Source organism: Paenibacillus xanthanilyticus, assembly GCF_042682185.1.
Lineage (GTDB): Bacteria > Bacillota > Bacilli > Paenibacillales > Paenibacillaceae > Paenibacillus_Z > Paenibacillus_Z xanthanilyticus.
The window spans coordinates 2,746,101-2,763,171 of sequence record NZ_JBHUHA010000001.1 but is presented as its reverse complement, the minus strand read 5'-3'; the positions used below and the strand labels follow the sequence as shown (position 1 = coordinate 2,763,171).

Genomic DNA, 17,071 nt, shown 5'->3' with positions numbered 1-17,071 from the left:
CGGCAGACTTGGCCGAGCTGGCGTGGCCTGTCATGCGCAGAGGGAAGCGGGGGGCGGCGATGCTGGGCTGGCTGAAGCCGCTCCCGGACGAGCTTGTCCGCCGCAGACCCGTGCTCGGCGCCGCATACGCTTGGGCGTTGATGGCCGGCGGCGATCTTCAAGCCGCTCAGGACCGGTTGCGGGACGCCGAGCGATGGCTGGCCGCGAAGCAGGGCCCGACAGCAGGGCCAAGCGACCTATCGGGCGAAATGATTGTCGCGGACGAAGAGGAATTCCTTCGTCTCCCGGGCACGATAGCCGGCTATCGCGCCGCGCTGGCCCAGGCGAGGGGGGACATCCCTGCCGCCGTGCGCCACGCGCGTCTGGCGCTCGAACTTGTGCCCGAAGACGACCATCTTCGGCGCGGAGCGGCGAATGCGCTGCTGGGGCTCGCGGCTTGGACGAGCGGGGATCTCGAAGCGGCGCACCGCACGTTCTCCGATGGCATCGCCGGCGTACGGATGGCCGGCAATATCCGCGACGCTATCGGAGGCGTCGCCGCGTTGGCCGATATCCGGATCACGCAAGGCTTGCTTCGCCAGGCGATGCGCACCTACGAGCGCGGATTGGAACTTGCGGAGGAGCATGACGGGCAAGTATTCCACGAAACGGCGGACATTTACGCAGGCATGAGCGAGCTCTATCGGGAACGCGACGATCGGACGGCCGCCATGGACCTTCTGTCGAGAAGCCGTGAGAAGGGCGAAGTCCGGTATCGCTGGCTCGTCGCTATGGCTCGCCTTCGGCAAGCGGAAGGAAATCTGGGCGGCGCGCTCGACCTTCTTGATCAAGCCGAACGCCGTTATGCCGGAGGCCTCTTCCCGAATGCGCGTCCGGCCGCGGCTTTGAAGGCCCGCGCGTGGCTCGCGCAGGGCAGGCTGGACGAAGCGCTCGACTGGGCGCGCGAGCGGAGCCTATCCGTCCGCGATGACCTATCTTACCTGCGAGAATACGAGCACATGACGTTCGCCAGAGTACTGATAGCCCGGTACCGGCGCGATGGGGAGGAGGGCGGAATGCGGGAAGCTTTGGGATTCGCGGCGCGTCTCCTCCAGGCAGCCGAAGAAGGCGGGAGAATGGGAAGCGTACTCGATATCCTTATCGTTCAGGCGCTGGCTCATCATGCGCGAGGCGACGTCCCGGCTTCGCTCGCCCCGCTGAAGCGCGCGCTGGCGCTGGCCGAGCCGGAAGGCTGCGTTCGCGCGTTCGCGGACGAAGGCCGGCCTATTGCCATGCTCCTCGACGCGGCCGCCAAACAGGGGATCGCGCCGAGCTATATCCGCAGACTTCTGGCCGCTTTCGGCAAGGCCGACACCCGGGCGGCCGCCAGCCCAACGCCGATCGAGCAGTTGAGCGAACGAGAACGCGAGGTGCTTCAGCTGCTCGAGACCGATATGAGCGGCCCGGAGCTTGCCCGCCGGCTGCATGTGTCCTTGAACACCTTGCGGACGCACACCAAGAACATCTACGACAAGCTTGGGGTGAACAACCGGCGCGCGGCGGTCCGCGTGGCCGAGGAACTCGGTCTGCTGCGGCAAGCCGTACCCCCCATCGAATAGCGCCCCGCCCCTGCAGGTTTAACGACCGTGCAGGGGCTTTTTATCTTCCGAACGAACGCCGCCGGAATGAATGATCACCGCCTAAATCACCACATATGGTGATGCCAGCTCCCCACCTGCTCGTGTATCTTCGAATTAAGCAAAGGAAGTTGAGCCCGAGAACGGCCGGATTCGGAGGCTCGGAATGAGAGACATGCACGCTTCAAGGGCGTACGAAATTTGGGTCAAGGGACATTAAGGAGCGAATCACAATGAAAACTTCGAATTTCGCCCGCTTGGCGGGAATAGCCGCCATGTCGGCCGGAATCCTCTTCATCGGCATCCAGGCGGTCCATCCGCCCGAAACCATTTCGTCCGTCACGACCGGTACGTGGGCCGTCGTTCATTACTTGACCATCGCCATGGCGATCTTCGGGTTGATCGGCATAACGGGGCTCTATGCCAAGCAAGCGAAGGAGGCCGGATGGCTTGGTTTGGCCGGCTTTTCCCTACTCAGCCTCTTCTGGATCGCCACGATTGCCTTTACCTTCGTCGAAGCGTTTATTTTGCCGCTGCTGGCCAGCGATGCGCCTGAATTCGTAATGGGCTACTTGGGCATCTTCAGCGGAGGAACGGGCGAGGCGAATCTTGGCGTCCTGCCGGCGATCGCTCCTTTGGCAGGCGTCGTCTACATTCTGGGCGGTCTGCTGTTCGGCGTCGCGACGCTCCGCGCCGGCGTCCTGCCTCGCGGGGCTGGCGCTCTCCTTGCCGCCGCCGCCGCGTCGACGCTCGCCTCCTCGCTCATTCCGCACCCGCTCGACCGGTTATTGGCGGTGCCGATGGGATTGGCGTTGGCATGGCTCGGCTATGCGCTTTGGTCGGGGCGGTCAAGCCATGCGCGTTCCCCTTACCGGGCAGGAACCGCAAGAGGCGCCGCGAAGCGCAACGCCTAATAACCTCATCCGTTCATGGACAGCGTATTCGACCGGGCGACCAAACACCAACAACCTCTTTGTTGGTGTTTTTTTGGTTTAGAAGCAATGGGCGCTAAGCTCGCGTATTCTGCCGCCCCCTAACGCTCGCCTTCCCGCTGCCCCGCCAGCTGGTTCTGGTTCCGATAAGCCAACGGCGTCATGCGGTAGTGGTCCGCGAACGTCTGGTAGAAGAACCCCATGCTCTGATAGCCCACCGCATGCGCGATATCGGCGACGGACTGTTCGGTATTGGCCAACAGACCGGCGGCGTGAATCATCCGCTGCGTCTTCACGAGCTCCATGAACGTCTTGCCCGTTCGTTTCTTCAGCAGATTGCCCAGATAGTTGGCGTTGAAGTTGAAGGCGTTCGCCAGTTCGGTGAGCGTGCAGGTCTGATGGTGTTTCTCGATGTAGTCGAGGATCTGAATCAGGTCCGACCGCGAGTGGCGCTGCCGGTGCTCGTCGTTCGACCGGTACGTATAGACCCGCATGAGCTCGGTGTAGATCAGCATCATGTAGTTGTAGATCATCTCCTGGGCATAGGCGCGGCTGCCGAACGCCTCGCACATCATGTGGCGCATGAACAGCTGCAGATCGGCGTGCTGCTCGGACTCGAACACGATATAGCGGTTGTGGTTCGTATTCGCCGCGATGGCGTTCGCCAGGAAATCGGAGACGATCCCGCGCGAGCCGAAGCGGCTGAGGAAGGAGGACAGGAACGTGCTCTTCTTCATAATGATGTTGATCAGAATGTCGCCTTGGCCCATCGGTTCGATGCTATGGACGACCTCGGAATCCAGCAGGCACACCTGTCCTTCCCGCAAGACGACCTTCTCCCCGTTAATGTGCTGCACGCATGTCCCCGAATAAATATAGTTCAGTTCAATGAAGCTGTGATAGTGCGGCGGCATCGGCGCGAAGCGGTTGTGCTTGCGTACATGGATCGGCCCGTTCTGAAAGAAGGGCGTATCCGGCATGCGAAAATAAGCTTCTCCGTCACCCGGCCGATTCGGGAACGGCAGGTCGTTCACGTTCTCCCCGCTGGCAAGCTGCTCGGCTTCGGTCTCGTTGATTTCCCTCAAATACTGATCCAGCATGTCGTGATCCACGAATATCCTCCGTCCCAACGAATCTGTAAAAAGAAGAATGAAAGCCGTAGAAGCGGAATTGTGGTCCGCGCGCGAAAGCGTTTTAATAAAGATACCGCGATACTAACAAAAACAGTCGACGCTTGCAACAACCGTAAGCGGAGTTATGGAATGACCTTTGAACGGTTGAAGCGTTCATGTGAATAGAAAGGTTTGTTGCAAGACTGTAAACAGAGAAGTCGTCAATAGAGAAAGGGTGGATGAAGCATGAAGCCTTGGATGAACGCGTTACTGTCATTGGATGAGCGGGTGCAGCTGCTGCTGGAGGCCATGACGTTAGAGGATAAGCTGGCGTTGATGCACGGAGGCACGCCGGATGCCGCGCTCGGCATCCCGGCGCTCAAGCTGAACGACGGTCCCGGCGGCGTAACCGGTCCGCAGGAAACGGCGGGCACGCAGCTCCCGGCGCCGATCGCGCTGGGCGCCGCATTCGATCAGGACGCCGCCTATCGATATGGCGAGATCGTCGGCAAAGAATCGCGGGAGCGAGGAACCACGCTGCTGCTCGGACCGACGGTCAATATCGCGCGCACGCCGCTGAACGGCCGGACGTTCGAAGGGTATGGCGAGGATCCGTATTTGTCGGCCGCGACGGGGACGGCGGTCATCCGGGGCATCCAGGAGCAGGGCGTCATGGCGTGCGTGAAACACTACGCGGCGAACAATCAGGAGGCCGACCGCTTCACGCAGAACAGCATTATCGACGAGCGGACCCTGCGCGAAATGTATCTGCCTGCCTTCGAAGCGGCGGTGAAGGTAGGCGGCGCAGCTTCGGTCATGGCGTCCTACAACAAGATCAACGGCACGCACGGCGCGGAGAACCAGCCGCTGCTGACGCGGATTCTGAAGGACAATTGGGGCTTCGAAGGGTTCGTCGTCTCCGACTTCCTCGCCACGCAAAGCACGGTGAAATCGATTCATTCGGGATTGGATTACGAGCTGACGATCCCGTTCAAGCGCTATTATGGCCAGCCGCTCAAGGAAGCCGTCGCCGGCGGCCTCGTGCCGGAGCCGATGATCGACGCGAGCGCAGGCCGCATCTTGAAGGAAATGTTCCGCATCGGCTTGTTCGACCGCGCGCCGGGCGAAGGGATCGTGCCGGCCGGGCAGCTGCAATCGCGCGACGAGGAAGCGCTGCGCCTGGCTGAAGAATCTATCGTGCTGCTGAAGAATGACGAAGGATTGCTCCCGCTCGGCGCCGAGCCGACCCTTGCCGTAATCGGGCAAGCGGCGGTCAATCCCATCGCGTCCGGAGGCGGCAGCGCGCATGTTCCCTGCAGCGCCGTCGTGACGCCGCTGCAGGGAATCGAACGCCGCGCGAAGGCGCAGTACGCGCCGGGCACGGCTCCGGTCCCGACGGGTCCGTCTTTTATTTATCCTTCGCCGCTCGCATTCCTCACCGTACCGGCTGAAGCGTTCGAGCACGGACTGCTCGCCGAATCGTACGATACGCCCGATCTGAGCGGCGAGCCGGTTCGCGTCGATACCGTGTCGAATTTGAACATCAACTGGCAGTTCGCCGGGGTACCGCATCCTGTCTCCGCCAAGTGGACCGGGACGCTCCTTCCGCGAGAGACGGGTGTGCATACGTTCTACCTGCCGACTTCCGGCGCGTCCCGCCTTTGGATAGACGGGGAGCTGGTCATCGAAAATTGGGAATCGCGCTCGCTCTACAAGACGGGGGTCAAGCGGCTTGAAGCCGGGCGGCCGGTCGCGATCGAAGTGCATTACGCATCCGGCGGCGGCGAAGCCCAGCTGCCGTCGATCGCCCTGGAATGGTTCGCCGGCGAGGACGAAGCGCTCATCGCGCAAGCCGTCGAGATGGCTTCGCAGGCCGATATCGCGGTCGTGTTCGCGAACGACTATATGACCGAGAATTTCGATAAACCGCACCTGGACTTGCCGGGTTCGCAGAACCGACTCATCGAAGCGGTAGCCGCGGCCAATAAGCAGACGATCGTCGTGCTCAATACCGGCGGACCGGTGGTCATGCCTTGGCTGGACAGCGTGACGGCCGTCGTCCAAGCGTGGTATCCGGGGGCGCAGGGCGGCGAAGCGATCGCCAAGGCGCTGTTCGGCGAGACGAATCCGTCCGGGCGTCTGCCGATGAGCTTCCCGCGGTCGGAGCGTCAAGGTCCCGTGAAGACGACGGGGCAATATCCCGGCATTGGACAGGATACGGCATACACGGAGAAGCTGCAGGTCGGCTACCGGTGGTTCGCCGCCAATGGCGAGCGGCCGCTGTTCCCGTTCGGACACGGCCTGTCGTATACGGATTTCCGTTACGGCAACCTGCAGGTGCGGGAGACGAGCATCAAGGGGCTGCCAAGTCTGCAAGTGAGCTTCGATGTCAACAATGATGGCGAGCGAGACGGCAAGGCAGTGCCGCAGCTATACGTCGCCTTCCCTTCCGAGACTGGCGAGCCGCCGGCGCAGCTCAAAAATTACGCGAAAGTGTCGGTGGCGTCCGGTCAGACGGTGACCGTGGACTTGATTTTGAACGCAAGAGCGTTCAGCGTTTGGGATACGTCGACGGACCAATGGGTCGTCCCGGCAGGCGCGTTCCGCATTCTGGTGGGAGAGTCGTCCGAGAAGTTCGCGTTGGAAGCCGAGATCGTCCCGTCCCTTGCCATAAGGGAAGCCGCTAATCAATGCGATACCGTGCTGGATGGAACAGCGCAATCGATGGAGAAGGAAGTGAGCGCGCCGTGACCGATCAGGCCAAAATGCAAACCGCAACCGCCATTATCGTACGTAACGAAGCTTTTCTGGCAGAAGCGGACCGCTTAAAGCCGGAGCTGCGCGAGAAAGCCGTTCGGCCGGGGCAGCTCGTCCAGGTTGAAGAGGATTCGACCGCCGTGCATGGGTACCGCAGCAGGCCGGTCGCGGATGCCGCCGAACTGGAAGAACGCAGCTTCGGCAGAGGGGAATCGTTCATTCTCGACTTTGGCGATCATCGGGTCGGCTATCTTTCCTTCGCGATCCGCACGGTCGGCAGCCCGCCCGACGCCCCGCTCAAGGTCAAGCTGACCTTCGGCGAAATGCCGGTCGAGGTCGCGGTGCCTTTCGAAACCTATGACGGATGGATTAGCAGCGCTTGGCTGCAGGAGGAGACGTTATTCGTCGACGTCATGCCGCATCGCGTCGAGCTGCCCCGCCGCTATAGCTTCCGATATGTGAAAGTGGAGGTGCTGGCTACCTCGCAGAAGTACGCCGTCTCGTTCCATGACTTCGCGTGCCGGACGGTTACTTCCGCCGACAGCGGTCAATTGACCCCGCTGCAGCATGCAGACCCGGTGCTGGAGCAGCTCGACCGGATCAGCATTCGGACGCTGGAGGATTGCATGCAGGACGTGTTCGAGGACGGACCGAAGCGGGACCGCAGACTATGGTTAGGGGATCTTCGGCTGCAGGCGCTGGCGAACTACGAGACGTTCAATCAGAATGAGCTGGTGAAGCGGTGCCTATATCTGTTCGCCGGCGTGCCGGACGAGAAGGGCCGCGTATCGGCCAACCTGTTCATCCAGCCGACGGTCATCGCGGACGACACGTACTTGTTCGATTATTCGCTGTTCTTCGCCGCGAGCTTGTACGATTACTTCGCCGCCACGAACGACCGGCAGACGCTTCGCGAGCTGTGGCCGACCGCGTACAGGCAGGTGGAGCTGGCGCTCGAGCGGGTGGATGAGACGGGGATTGTCCGCGACGACGAGACATGGTGGTCGTTCATCGATTGGCATGACCAATTGAACAAACAAGCGCCTTCCCAGGGCGTGCTGCTCTATACGTTGAAGCGCGCGGTTCTGCTGGCGGAAGCCGTCGGCGAGCCGAGCATCGCGGCGCAGCTCACGGAGACCATCGCCGCGCTGACGGCGGCCACGCTGCGAGAATTATGGGACGCGGAGCAGCAATTCTTCGTCAGCGGCGCGCTGCGCCAAGTGTCGTGGGCGGGTCAAGTATGGCTGGCGTTGGCCGAAATTCTCCCTCCTGCGGACAACCGCGACCTGCTGCTGCGGCTGCAAGCCGCGAATCCGGAGGTCGGGATGACGACGCCGTACATGGTGCACCATTTCGTCGAGGCGCTCTTGATCGCCGGTTGCAAGGAGGAGGCGATCGCGCAGATGAAAGCGTACTGGGGCGAGATGGCGCAGGACGGGGCGGATACGTTCTGGGAGCTGTATGATCCGAACGACAAGAGCTTCTCGCCTTACGGCAGCCCGCTGATCAACAGCTACTGCCATGCCTGGAGCTGCACGCCGACGTACTTGATCCGGCGATATGGGTTATAGCGGTTCGCAATCGCGCATTAGACAATGGCTGCTCGTCAGCCATTGTTTTTTGCTATCGCGAGGCGTTACCGATACGCAATCAATCATTCATTCATAAGGAGGGCAAGCTCTCATGAACAAGTCTCCCAAGGTCAAGGGCTGGTTGACGCGCTTTCGCTTTCGCAAATTACGAACGCGCATCTTCGCGATGATGATTGCCCTCTCCCTGCCGCCGCTTTTTATACTGGGCTATGTGTCGTTCAATATTTCGAAGGAGACATTAACCGAAACCAATTCGAATGTGTATCGGGACCATCTGCAAACCTCAAGCGAAGTCGCGGACTTGTTATTTCGGAATATTACCAGCTTAAGCCGGTCGCTCGTGCTGAACGAAGACGTCCGCAAGGATCTAATGGATAGTTCGTTGAACGCGGTGCGGAACGAAGCGGAAGTCCGGGCGCGTACGATTAACCGGCTGAAGTCGATTATTAATCATAACCTGTTGGACCTAAGGCATATTGATTCCGTCTGTCTACTGGACATTGCATTCACGCCCTACTGTATTGGGAGATCGGACAATGCGGGCATCTACGAGGGAGAGCAGAAGCATCAGGCTATCGAACAATCGGATTGGTACAAGAAAACGGTCGCTGCCCAAGGACGCGTCATTTTCTATGGTCATAACGTGCTGGAGCCCGCAAAAAAATCCTTCTCCACGATCAAGCTGTTTCGCAATTCGGAGACCGCGGCCGGCGAGGCCATCGGCGTATTGATCATCAATATTAATAAAACGATATTCGATAACATCTTCAGCGAGAGCGATAACAGCGGGGAATTCCTCGTGTTGAACGATTCGCGATCGCCCATGGAAAGCGTCTTCGCGCGCAAAGGCATCCATACCGAAGCTTACGAGAATGAATCGGGTTTCGCCCAGTCGCTGAAGGACGAAGGTTACCTGGTTTCGCGTTATCGCAATCCAACCACGCATTGGGTATTCGTCCATACCGTTCAGGAGAAGACGCTCCTCAAGCAGTCGAACCGCATCGGAACGGCCACGACCGTCATCGCCTCGACGATTGCTTTCGTGGCGCTGCTCATCTCCTACATCGTCTCGGGCGGGATCACGCGTCCTTTGCTGCGCTTGAAAAAGATGATGGTGGAGTGGACGAAAGGGAATCGCAACTTCGAGGAGACGTTCGGTCCGGATGAGGTTGGCGTCATCGGCGAGACGTTCAAGCGGGTGGCGGCGGAGAACGAGGAGCTCGTCGAGCGGCTGCTTCGATCTGAATTGAAGGAGCGAGAAGCGGAGCTGCGGGCGCTGCAAGCGCAGATCAAGCCGCATTTTCTATATAACACGCTGGATTCGATCTATTGGATGGCCGCCATACAGAACAACCAGGAGATCGCGCGAATGGCCGTCGCCCTCTCGGAGAGCTTCAAGCTGAGCTTGAACAAAGGGCGGGAGGAGATCCCGGTGTACAAGGAACTGAAGCATATCGAGCATTATATGACGATTCAGAACATCCGGTTCAAAGACCGGTTCGCCTACATCGAGGAGGTGGATCCGGCCATCAAGAGCGTGGAAATCATGAAGCTGCTGCTGCAGCCATTAGTCGAGAATTCGATCTATCATGGTCTCGAGAAGAAGGTCGGGAAGGGCACGATCCGGCTTACGGGTATGCGAGAGGGTGAATTCATTCAATTCATCGTCGAGGATGATGGGGTGGGCATCGCCGACATGTCCGCATTGGAGCGCGGCTACGGGCTGCGTAATGTTCGCGAGCGTCTGCACCTCTTTTACGGCCCGTCCAGTTACTTCGAAGTGTTCAGCGAAGTGAATAAGGGAACCCGGATCGTGATTCGGTTTCGCCCGCAGCCGATAAGGGAGGATAAGCATGCTTAAAGCCTTGATTTTCGATGATGAATACATCGTGCTCGAAGGTCTTCAACGAATGATCGACTGGACCCAATTCGGCATCGAGATTGCCGGGACGGCATCGGACGGCCTATCGGCGCTGGAGCTATTTCGTCAGACTCAGCCGGATTTGATCTTAACGGATATTCGGATGCCCGGCATGGACGGCCTACAGCTGATCGAGCAAGTGCTGAAGGAGGCGCCGAGCACGTACTGCATCGTGTTCAGCGGGTTCAACGAATTCGAGTACGTCAAGCGCGCGATAGAATTAGGCGTGTCGGATTATTTGGAGAAGCCCATCACGATCGACGCGATCGAGAACGCGATCCGGAAAATGGCGGAGCGTCTTCAGAAAATTCGCGATATGCAAAGCTTAGGGCAGAAGTGGGTGAAGAACCGGCAGGATCTGTTGGAGAAAGCTGCCATGGATCTGCTCCTTATGGGCGGCGAAGCGGCTTTGCCCAAATGGGAAGGGACGTTTGGCGAAGAGGCGGCGAAAAATAAAGGCGTGACCATACTCGTATCTTGGGATAAAGGCGTATATAGCCTGCCCCTGCATGCCGCTATCCAACAGGTGCACATTCAGATCGAGGAGCTGTTCGTGCTTGTCGTCTACTACAAAGAAACGCCGACTTCCGATCTGTGGGCGTTTATCGAGAGCGAACTTGATAGCGCGGCACGCACGATCGGAGCAGGCATGACCCGTCAATTAACGGATGCGAAGCTTAGCTTCGTCGAGGCCAAGCGTGCCTTGAAGGTCGGTGAATACCTCGGGCAAAAAGGAATCGTGCGCTACGAAGAATTAGGCGACCTGGCCACGGCGGCGACGGGCATGTCCGAATACGAAGAAGGGATTCTGCTCAGCATTCGCTCGGGCAGCCAAGCGAGTCTGCTGGAGCAGGTCGAGCGAACGATCGCGTGGCTGCAATGCTGCAAGCTCGAGCCCGAGGTGGCGGAGCGCGAAGTGCTCCGCGTCTTTTATTTGATCGTCGAGGGGTTCAGACAAGCCGGCTCGGACAAGCTCCTCGCGGAGATGGAGAACGCGCATCTGCTTCCCCATGTCGAGGTCAGGGAAGCGGCGGCTAAAGGGCGGTTGTTCGACTGGTTCCGCGACAGCGCGAAACAGCTATCGAATTGGGCTATCGAGCGAATGGAGCCGTCGCGGCACGCGGCGGTCGAGCAAGCGTTGCTCTATATCGAGAAGAACGGGGGAAGAGATCTCTCGCTGCAAGAGGTGGCCGATCATGTCGGGATGAATGCGACCTACTTAAGCGTGTTATTCAAGGACGTCGTCGGACAATCCTACATCAAGTATTTGACCCGCCTGCGGATGGAAAAGGCCAAGACGCTGCTGGCCAGGGGGATGAAAGTCAACGAGGTCAGCGAGAAAACCGGCTATGTGAACTATCGGCATTTCTCGGATGTGTTCAAGAAATATACCGGCGTAAGCCCGGGGCAGTACAAGGAACAGTCACCCGACCCAAAAAATTAAGACGCGAATCAAAAAAATGACGCACTGCCGCAAGCAACTTGAAACGCTTACAATAAAAGCACAGGGACCGGTCCTGCACACGAGGAAAGCAAATAGGGGGCATAAAAGATGAGGAAACGACACGCAAAAAAGATTTCCGTTCTGTCATGCTGCGTACTCTTGGCAAGCGTTGTATCCGCATGCGGCGGCGCAAACGAGGGCAATAACACGAATCAGTCCGGCAATGCGAACACCAACGCGACGGCCGAAAAAGTCACGCTTTCCCTGCTCGTCGACAACACGCAGGATTCGGTCAATATCGCCAAGGCGCTGACGGAAGCATTCGAGAAGCAAAATCCGAACATTCACATCGAGACGGAAACCCGTCCGGGCGGCGCGGAAGGCGACAACCTCGTGAAGACGCGCTTGTCGACCGGCGATATGACCGACGTATTCTTCTACAATTCCGGCTCGCTTATGCAAGCGCTTAACCCGGAGCAAAACCTGGTTGACCTGACGAACGAGTCGTTCATGAGCAATATCCTCGATTCGTACAAACCGACCGTTTCCTTTAACGGCAAAGTATATGGCGCGCCGGCGGCATCCTCGATGGCGGGCGGCTGGTTCTACAACAAAAAAGTCTATGCCGATCTCGGGCTGTCCGTGCCGAAAACATGGGCCGAGCTGCTGGCAAACAACGAGAAAATCAAAGCGGCGAACATTACGCCGGTTATCGGCTCTTATAAAGACGATTGGACGTCCCAGCTCATCGTGCTGGCGGACTACTATAACGTGCAGGCGCAAGTCCCTACGTTCGCGGACGACTACACGGCAGGCAAAGCGAAATACGCGACGACCCCGGCAGCGCTTCGCAGCTTCGAGAAGCTCGCCGAAATTCAAGCCAAAGGCTACATGAACGAAGACGCGACGGCTACGACCTATGATGCGGGCATGAAGATGCTTGCCGAAGGCAAAGGCGCGCACTATCCGATGCTGACGTTCGCCATCCCGGCTTGGGCGCAGAACTATCCGGATCAACTGAACGATATCGGCTTCTTCCCGCAGCCAGGCGACGGCGCGGATCAAAACGGTCTGACCGTGTGGATGCCTGCAGCAGCCTATATTAATAAAAATACCGAGCATGTTGAAGAAGCGAAGCAATTTCTAGCGTTTATGGCATCGGTAGAAGGTACGGAAGCGATCTCGACGGCTTCGACGCCGAGCGGTCCGTATGTGATCAAAGACGCTTCGCTTCCGGACAATGTAGCGCCAGCCGTGAAAGACATGATGCCGTATTTCGATCAGAACAACACGGCAGCGGCGCTGGAATTCCTCTCGCCGATCAAAGGTCCAAGCCTGCCGCAGATTACGGCCGAAGTCGGTCTTGGCTTTAAATCCGCCCAAGAGGGTGCCGGGCAATACGACAAAGACGTCGAGAAACAGGCCAAACAGTTGGGTCTTGCCGGCTGGTAAATAGAAACGGAACCGGCCGGCCCTAGCAAACCAACGAAGGGCCGGCCGAGTTTCATTGGTGGGATGGAGGTTAAACCATGACAAAAATTTTCAAGAACACATACTCGTATTACTTCCTGCTGCCGGCAGCCATCATTTATACGATCATCTTCCTGGTGCCGACCGTCATGTCCTTCTTCTTCAGCATGACGAGATGGTCGCTTCAAGAATGGGATTTCATCGGCCTTGAGAATTTCCGCATGTTCTTCGAGGAGCCATCGCTGATTATCGGCTTCAAGAATACGTTTATTTATGCGGCGGTGACGTGCGTGCTGAAAGTCGTGCTTGGTCTTCTGTTGGGCGTATTTCTGACTTCCAAGATCAGATCGAAAGGTTACCTGCGGTCGGTTATTTTCTTCCCGACGCTTGTCAGTACGATTGCGGTCGGACTCGCGTTCAGCATGATGATGCATCCTTCTCAAGGTTTGATTAACACGACGCTTGCTTGGTTGGGCATCAATGGTCCGGACTGGTTAGGCGATCCAAGCATTGCGCTTCTCTCCGTTGCGTTCGTCGATGTTTGGAAAGGCGTCGGTTTTGCGACCGTCATCTATATGGCGGGCATTTTATCCATTCCGGCTGAATACTACGAGGCGCTTCAAATCGACGGGGGCAATGCGTTCCGGAAGTTCTGGAACATCATTGTGCCGCTAAGCCGTCCGGCGACGAACTCGGTTATTATTCTTGCATTCATCGGCGGTTTGCGTTCCTTCGATTTGGTTTGGGCGATGACCAAGGGGGGGCCCGGATTTACGACGGACCTCATTGCCTCGATTATTTATAAGCAATACCAAGGCGGATTCTACGGCTTGGCGACGGCGGGCAACGTCATCCTGTTCTTGTTCGTGAGCGTGCTGGCCTTCCCGCTGTATATGTTCCTGAACAGAAAAGAGGTTGACCTATGAAGAAGGGAATCCGGCAGTTTACCGTCGAAGCCGCTGCCATATTGCTGTCCGTCGTTATTTTCTGGATTCCGTTCTACTTCATTATCGTGAACGCCATCAAGGACGAGAAGGAATCCTCGCTGCTCAATCTGAGATGGCCGTCGACGATCCACCTGTGGGCGAACATGAAGACGGTGATCGAAGCGAGAGATTACATGCTGCTGCGCGCCTTCTATAACAGCACGCTGATTACCGTCTTCTCGATCGTGGTGCTCATCGTTATCTGCGCCATGGCCGGCTTCATCCTGCAGCGCCGTACGGGCAAAGCGACGCCATGGCTGAACTTCCTCGTGCTGTCCGGTCTCATTATTCCGCCGGCGATCGTGCCGACGATCTGGGTGTTGGACGGCCTCGGCCTATTCAAGACGATGACGGGGCTAGTAGCGGTTGAGGTCGCGCTCGGCTTCCCGTTCTGCGTGCTGCTCTACAAAGGCTTCATGGCGACCATTCCCCGGGAGATCGACGAAGCGGCCATCATGGACGGCTGCTCCGGCTTCGGACTGTTCTATCGGATGATTCTTCCGCTGTTGAAGCCGGTGACGGCGACGATCGTCATTACCCAATCCGTATTCATTTTTAATGACTTCACGAATCCGCTCTACTTCTTCCCGGGCGCGAAAAACGCCACCGTACAGCTGACGCTGTACAACTTTCAGAGTCAGTTCGTCACGCAGTGGAACCTACTGTTCACGAATATTCTCGTCATTACGCTGCCGATGCTGATCCTGTTCGTTATCTTTAATAAGCGAATCGTAGAGGGCATGACAGCCGGATCCGTGAAGGGCTAAACGCAACCAATCCGTCTGCTGAAGCGATGGCAAGAAAGCAGAAGACCGAAGGGAAAGCCACCTCGGTCTTTGCCTATGTGCGGGGATCGCATTCCGATCAAAGGGCAGCCAGCTTACAAGCGCGGCACATTGGTTAGCGGGCTTCGGTTGGCGGTTAAGCCGCAGCTCCGGCCTAATGGATCACCCCTTCGGGGTATACATTTTGCGTATGGAATCATGGTAGAATGGCCTCATAGAATCTTAACTTTAACGGAGGCACCGTCATGACTGATAGTCAAAAACATGAAGAACAGCAGCCAAGCACGACAGAGATTGAAGATATTTCCCAAGAGCTTTCGGAGAATGAAATGGAAGATGTGCAGGGCGGCCGCGTCGTGACCAAGGGCCAAGACTTTAGCAAATCGAGAGCTTCCCGCGGTAGAGGAGCCTAAGAAGAGGACGAGCATCCTCTTCTTTTTTATTTTCAGCGCCTTCGTTCTTCCCTGCTGGCACGATTAAGTTAGGAATAAAATCCAATCGTCAGGGAAAATTAAAGAAAAAACTTTCGAGGCCGACGATCATGAATGATAAAAAGGAAACCGCGCGATTAATCGACGAGAATGTGAACCAGATTTCTAAACTAATAAAAGAAAAAATAGAAATATGGACTGATCAGGTTGTATTCTCGAATCTATGGTGGATGGGCGTAATCTTGTCGATTATCCCTTGGGTAATTTGGATACTCTACCGCAAAAAGAGCAGCACGGATCGATTGCTCTATGCCGGATTCTTTGCTTCCCTTGTAGCAGTTGCCTTAGATTTAGTTGGCGATCAGTTTGGCTTTTGGCACTACCGGTTTAACGTCATTCCTGTGGTGCCTACCTATTTACCTTGGGACTTTACTTTGATGCCCGTTACCATTATTTGGCTTATTCAATTCAAACCAAGCGTGAGCCCTTACCTTAAAGCGGCGGTATTTGCTTTATTAACTTCTTATGTGGCCGAGCCCTTTTTTAAATGGCTCTTAGTCTATAACCCTGTGAATTGGAGATACACCTATTCCGTGCCCATTCAGTTTGTCCTTTATCTAGCGGCGCACTATATGTCGAAGAGAAACGAGTTCGATAAGATAAGTTGAGCGGGGTTAGCCGGCGGAAGAGATGCCTTTGGCTGCCTCGCTGTTCGTCGTGATCCGGCTCTCCGTCAGAAAGTACCCCAACGCCATCAGCGGCAGCGCCGTTCCGATCAACGAAGCGAGCGCCCAGCCCCCTTGTTCATACGCCCACCCGCCTACGGAAGATCCGATCGCGCCGCCCGTGAAGAACACCGACATGAACAGGCCGTTCAGACGTCCTCTCGCTTCATGGCCCAAGGTATAAATCGCGCGCTGTCCGACGACCAGGTTGCCGGATACGGCCATGTCGAGCGTAAAGGCCGAGATGAAGAGAAGGATGAGCGCCGGTGTAGCGTGACGGTCGAACAGATGAATCGCCAAAAACGAAAGGACGGCCACGACCATCGCGCTCCCCGTCATCGCCTTGCTCCAGCCGCGATCCGCCAATCGTCCCGCGATCGGCGCGGCGATCGCGCCGCCGACCCCGACGAGCGCGAACCAGGCGATGCCCTGCTGGGACATGCCGAACCGGTCGGCCAGATGCAGCGGCACGACGGTCCAGAACAAGCTGAACGCCCCGAACATGGACGCCTGATACAACGCGCGGCGGCGCAGCACGGGCGTCTGCCGCCAGATGGCCCCCAGGGAGACAATCAGCTTGCCGTAACGAACGGACTTGGTCGGCTTGCGCGCCGGCAGCGTGTAAGCGAGCAGAACGGTTAACAGGAGGATTACGGCGGCGGACAGCACGAAGATGGCGCGCCAACCCCATAAGTCGGCGACGAAGCTGGCGGCCGGCCGGGCGAGCATAATGCCGAGCAAGAGACCGCTCATGACGCTGCCGACGACACGTCCGCGCTGTTCCTCCGCCGCCAAGGAGGCGGCCAGCGGGACGAGAATTTGCGCTACTACCGAGCCTACGCCAATGATGAGCGCGGCGAGGAGAAACAGCGGCGCGGTGGCGGCGAAAGCGGTCGTTAATAGCGCAAGCGCAGCGATAAGCAGCATCGCGACCGAGAGACGCCGATTCTCCACGATGTCGCTGATCGGCACGATGAACAGCAGACCGATGACGTACCCGATCTGGGTCACGGTCACGATGAGTCCCGCAGCCGTAGAAGACAGGCCGATCGCATCGCGAATCGGTCCAACCAGCGTCTGCGCGTAATACAGATTGGCGGCGATCAGTCCGCACGCGGCCGCCAGCAGCAGCACCATCCATTTCGAAATGCGACGTTCTTGATTTCCGGATTCGTTTCGCATTCTCATCTACCTCCGCAATATACTGAACGCAGTGTTCAGTAATTCTTTGTTCTAAACAATATACTGAACGTATCGTTTTGTAAATAGGCTTTTTTTCGCTGCTTGTCTTTCGTATACT

Annotated in this window: 13 protein-coding genes; 11 read left to right on the top strand and 2 right to left on the bottom strand. The window is 57.6% G+C overall.

Annotated elements, in window-relative coordinates:
* The first annotated feature begins 8 nt into the window (after positions 1-8).
* Both ACFSKT_RS11665 and ACFSKT_RS11660 read left to right on the top strand, forming a co-directional pair.
* Positions 9-1,598: a LuxR C-terminal-related transcriptional regulator gene (locus ACFSKT_RS11665; RefSeq protein ID WP_377776317.1), complete on the top strand. Its 1,590-nt coding sequence runs from the start codon at positions 9-11 to the stop codon at positions 1,596-1,598.
* 251 nt (positions 1,599-1,849) lie between these two features.
* The gene (locus ACFSKT_RS11660) at positions 1,850-2,530 is read left to right on the top strand and encodes a hypothetical protein (protein ID WP_377721181.1); all 681 of its coding nucleotides are present in this window, start codon (positions 1,850-1,852) and stop codon (positions 2,528-2,530) included.
* A 119-nt stretch (positions 2,531-2,649) separates the two neighbouring features.
* On the opposite strand, the gene ACFSKT_RS11655 is transcribed toward ACFSKT_RS11660, so the two are convergent.
* Complete coding sequence (locus tag ACFSKT_RS11655; protein WP_377721180.1) at positions 2,650-3,660, bottom strand: AraC family transcriptional regulator; 1,011 nt, start codon at positions 3,658-3,660, stop codon at positions 2,650-2,652.
* A gap of 246 nt (positions 3,661-3,906) precedes the next feature.
* Between ACFSKT_RS11655 and ACFSKT_RS11650 the strand changes: the two genes are divergently transcribed.
* The 9 genes from ACFSKT_RS11650 (at position 3,907) to ACFSKT_RS11610 (ending at position 15,714) form a co-directional block, all read left to right on the top strand.
* Positions 3,907-6,411, top strand: coding sequence for a beta-glucosidase (locus ACFSKT_RS11650; protein WP_377721179.1), 2,505 nt, complete (start codon positions 3,907-3,909; stop codon positions 6,409-6,411).
* Complete coding sequence (locus tag ACFSKT_RS11645) at positions 6,408-7,988, top strand: alpha-L-rhamnosidase-related protein (protein WP_377721178.1); 1,581 nt, start codon at positions 6,408-6,410, stop codon at positions 7,986-7,988. The genes ACFSKT_RS11650 and ACFSKT_RS11645 overlap by 4 nt, the downstream gene beginning before the upstream one ends.
* A gap of 112 nt (positions 7,989-8,100) precedes the next feature.
* Positions 8,101-9,870 carry a cache domain-containing sensor histidine kinase gene (locus ACFSKT_RS11640; RefSeq protein WP_377721177.1) on the top strand — a complete coding sequence of 590 codons (1,770 nt, stop codon included), beginning with the start codon at positions 8,101-8,103 and terminating at the stop codon, positions 9,868-9,870.
* On the top strand, positions 9,863-11,374 hold the full coding sequence (locus ACFSKT_RS11635; protein ID WP_377721176.1) for a response regulator transcription factor: 1,512 nt from the start codon (positions 9,863-9,865) through the stop codon (positions 11,372-11,374). Before ACFSKT_RS11640 ends, ACFSKT_RS11635 begins: the two co-directional genes overlap by 8 nt.
* A 108-nt stretch (positions 11,375-11,482) precedes the next feature.
* Entirely contained in the window at positions 11,483-12,826 is a 1,344-nt protein-coding gene (locus ACFSKT_RS11630; protein ID WP_377721175.1) for an ABC transporter substrate-binding protein, read from the top strand.
* A gap of 77 nt (positions 12,827-12,903) precedes the next feature.
* Positions 12,904-13,770 (top strand): carbohydrate ABC transporter permease, encoded by an 867-nt coding sequence (locus ACFSKT_RS11625; protein WP_377721174.1) that lies wholly within the window; start codon positions 12,904-12,906, stop codon positions 13,768-13,770.
* A complete protein-coding gene (locus ACFSKT_RS11620; protein WP_377721173.1) occupies positions 13,767-14,597 on the top strand; it encodes a carbohydrate ABC transporter permease in 831 nt (276 codons plus the stop codon). The genes ACFSKT_RS11625 and ACFSKT_RS11620 overlap by 4 nt, the downstream gene beginning before the upstream one ends.
* A gap of 263 nt (positions 14,598-14,860) precedes the next feature.
* A complete protein-coding gene (locus ACFSKT_RS11615) occupies positions 14,861-15,028 on the top strand; it encodes a hypothetical protein (protein WP_377721172.1) in 168 nt (55 codons plus the stop codon).
* Between the two features lie 128 nt (positions 15,029-15,156).
* Positions 15,157-15,714, top strand: a complete 558-nt coding sequence (locus tag ACFSKT_RS11610; protein WP_377721171.1) for a CBO0543 family protein — start codon at positions 15,157-15,159, stop codon at positions 15,712-15,714.
* Between the two features lie 6 nt (positions 15,715-15,720).
* Here ACFSKT_RS11610 and ACFSKT_RS11605 read toward each other — a convergent pair whose 3' ends face one another.
* Complete coding sequence (locus ACFSKT_RS11605) at positions 15,721-16,953, bottom strand: MFS transporter (protein WP_377721170.1); 1,233 nt, start codon at positions 16,951-16,953, stop codon at positions 15,721-15,723.
* Positions 16,954-17,071: the final 118 nt, after the last annotated feature.

What these genes read in the sequence shown, in the direction of transcription:
- ACFSKT_RS11660 (WP_377721181.1), top strand. Translation starts at nt 1,850, where the DNA reads ATGAAAACTTCGAATTTCGCCCGCTTGGCGGGAATAGCCGCCATGTCG.
- ACFSKT_RS11650 (WP_377721179.1), top strand. Translation starts at nt 3,907, where the DNA reads ATGAAGCCTTGGATGAACGCGTTACTGTCATTGGATGAGCGGGTGCAG.
- ACFSKT_RS11640 (WP_377721177.1), top strand. Translation starts at nt 8,101, where the DNA reads ATGAACAAGTCTCCCAAGGTCAAGGGCTGGTTGACGCGCTTTCGCTTT.
- ACFSKT_RS11635 (WP_377721176.1), top strand. Translation starts at nt 9,863, where the DNA reads ATGCTTAAAGCCTTGATTTTCGATGATGAATACATCGTGCTCGAAGGT.
- ACFSKT_RS11630 (WP_377721175.1), top strand. Translation starts at nt 11,483, where the DNA reads ATGAGGAAACGACACGCAAAAAAGATTTCCGTTCTGTCATGCTGCGTA.
- ACFSKT_RS11625 (WP_377721174.1), top strand. Translation starts at nt 12,904, where the DNA reads ATGACAAAAATTTTCAAGAACACATACTCGTATTACTTCCTGCTGCCG.
- ACFSKT_RS11620 (WP_377721173.1), top strand. Translation starts at nt 13,767, where the DNA reads ATGAAGAAGGGAATCCGGCAGTTTACCGTCGAAGCCGCTGCCATATTG.
- ACFSKT_RS11615 (WP_377721172.1), top strand. Translation starts at nt 14,861, where the DNA reads ATGACTGATAGTCAAAAACATGAAGAACAGCAGCCAAGCACGACAGAG.
- ACFSKT_RS11610 (WP_377721171.1), top strand. Translation starts at nt 15,157, where the DNA reads ATGAATGATAAAAAGGAAACCGCGCGATTAATCGACGAGAATGTGAAC.
- ACFSKT_RS11605 (WP_377721170.1), bottom strand. Translation starts at nt 16,953, where the DNA reads ATGCGAAACGAATCCGGAAATCAAGAACGTCGCATTTCGAAATGGATG.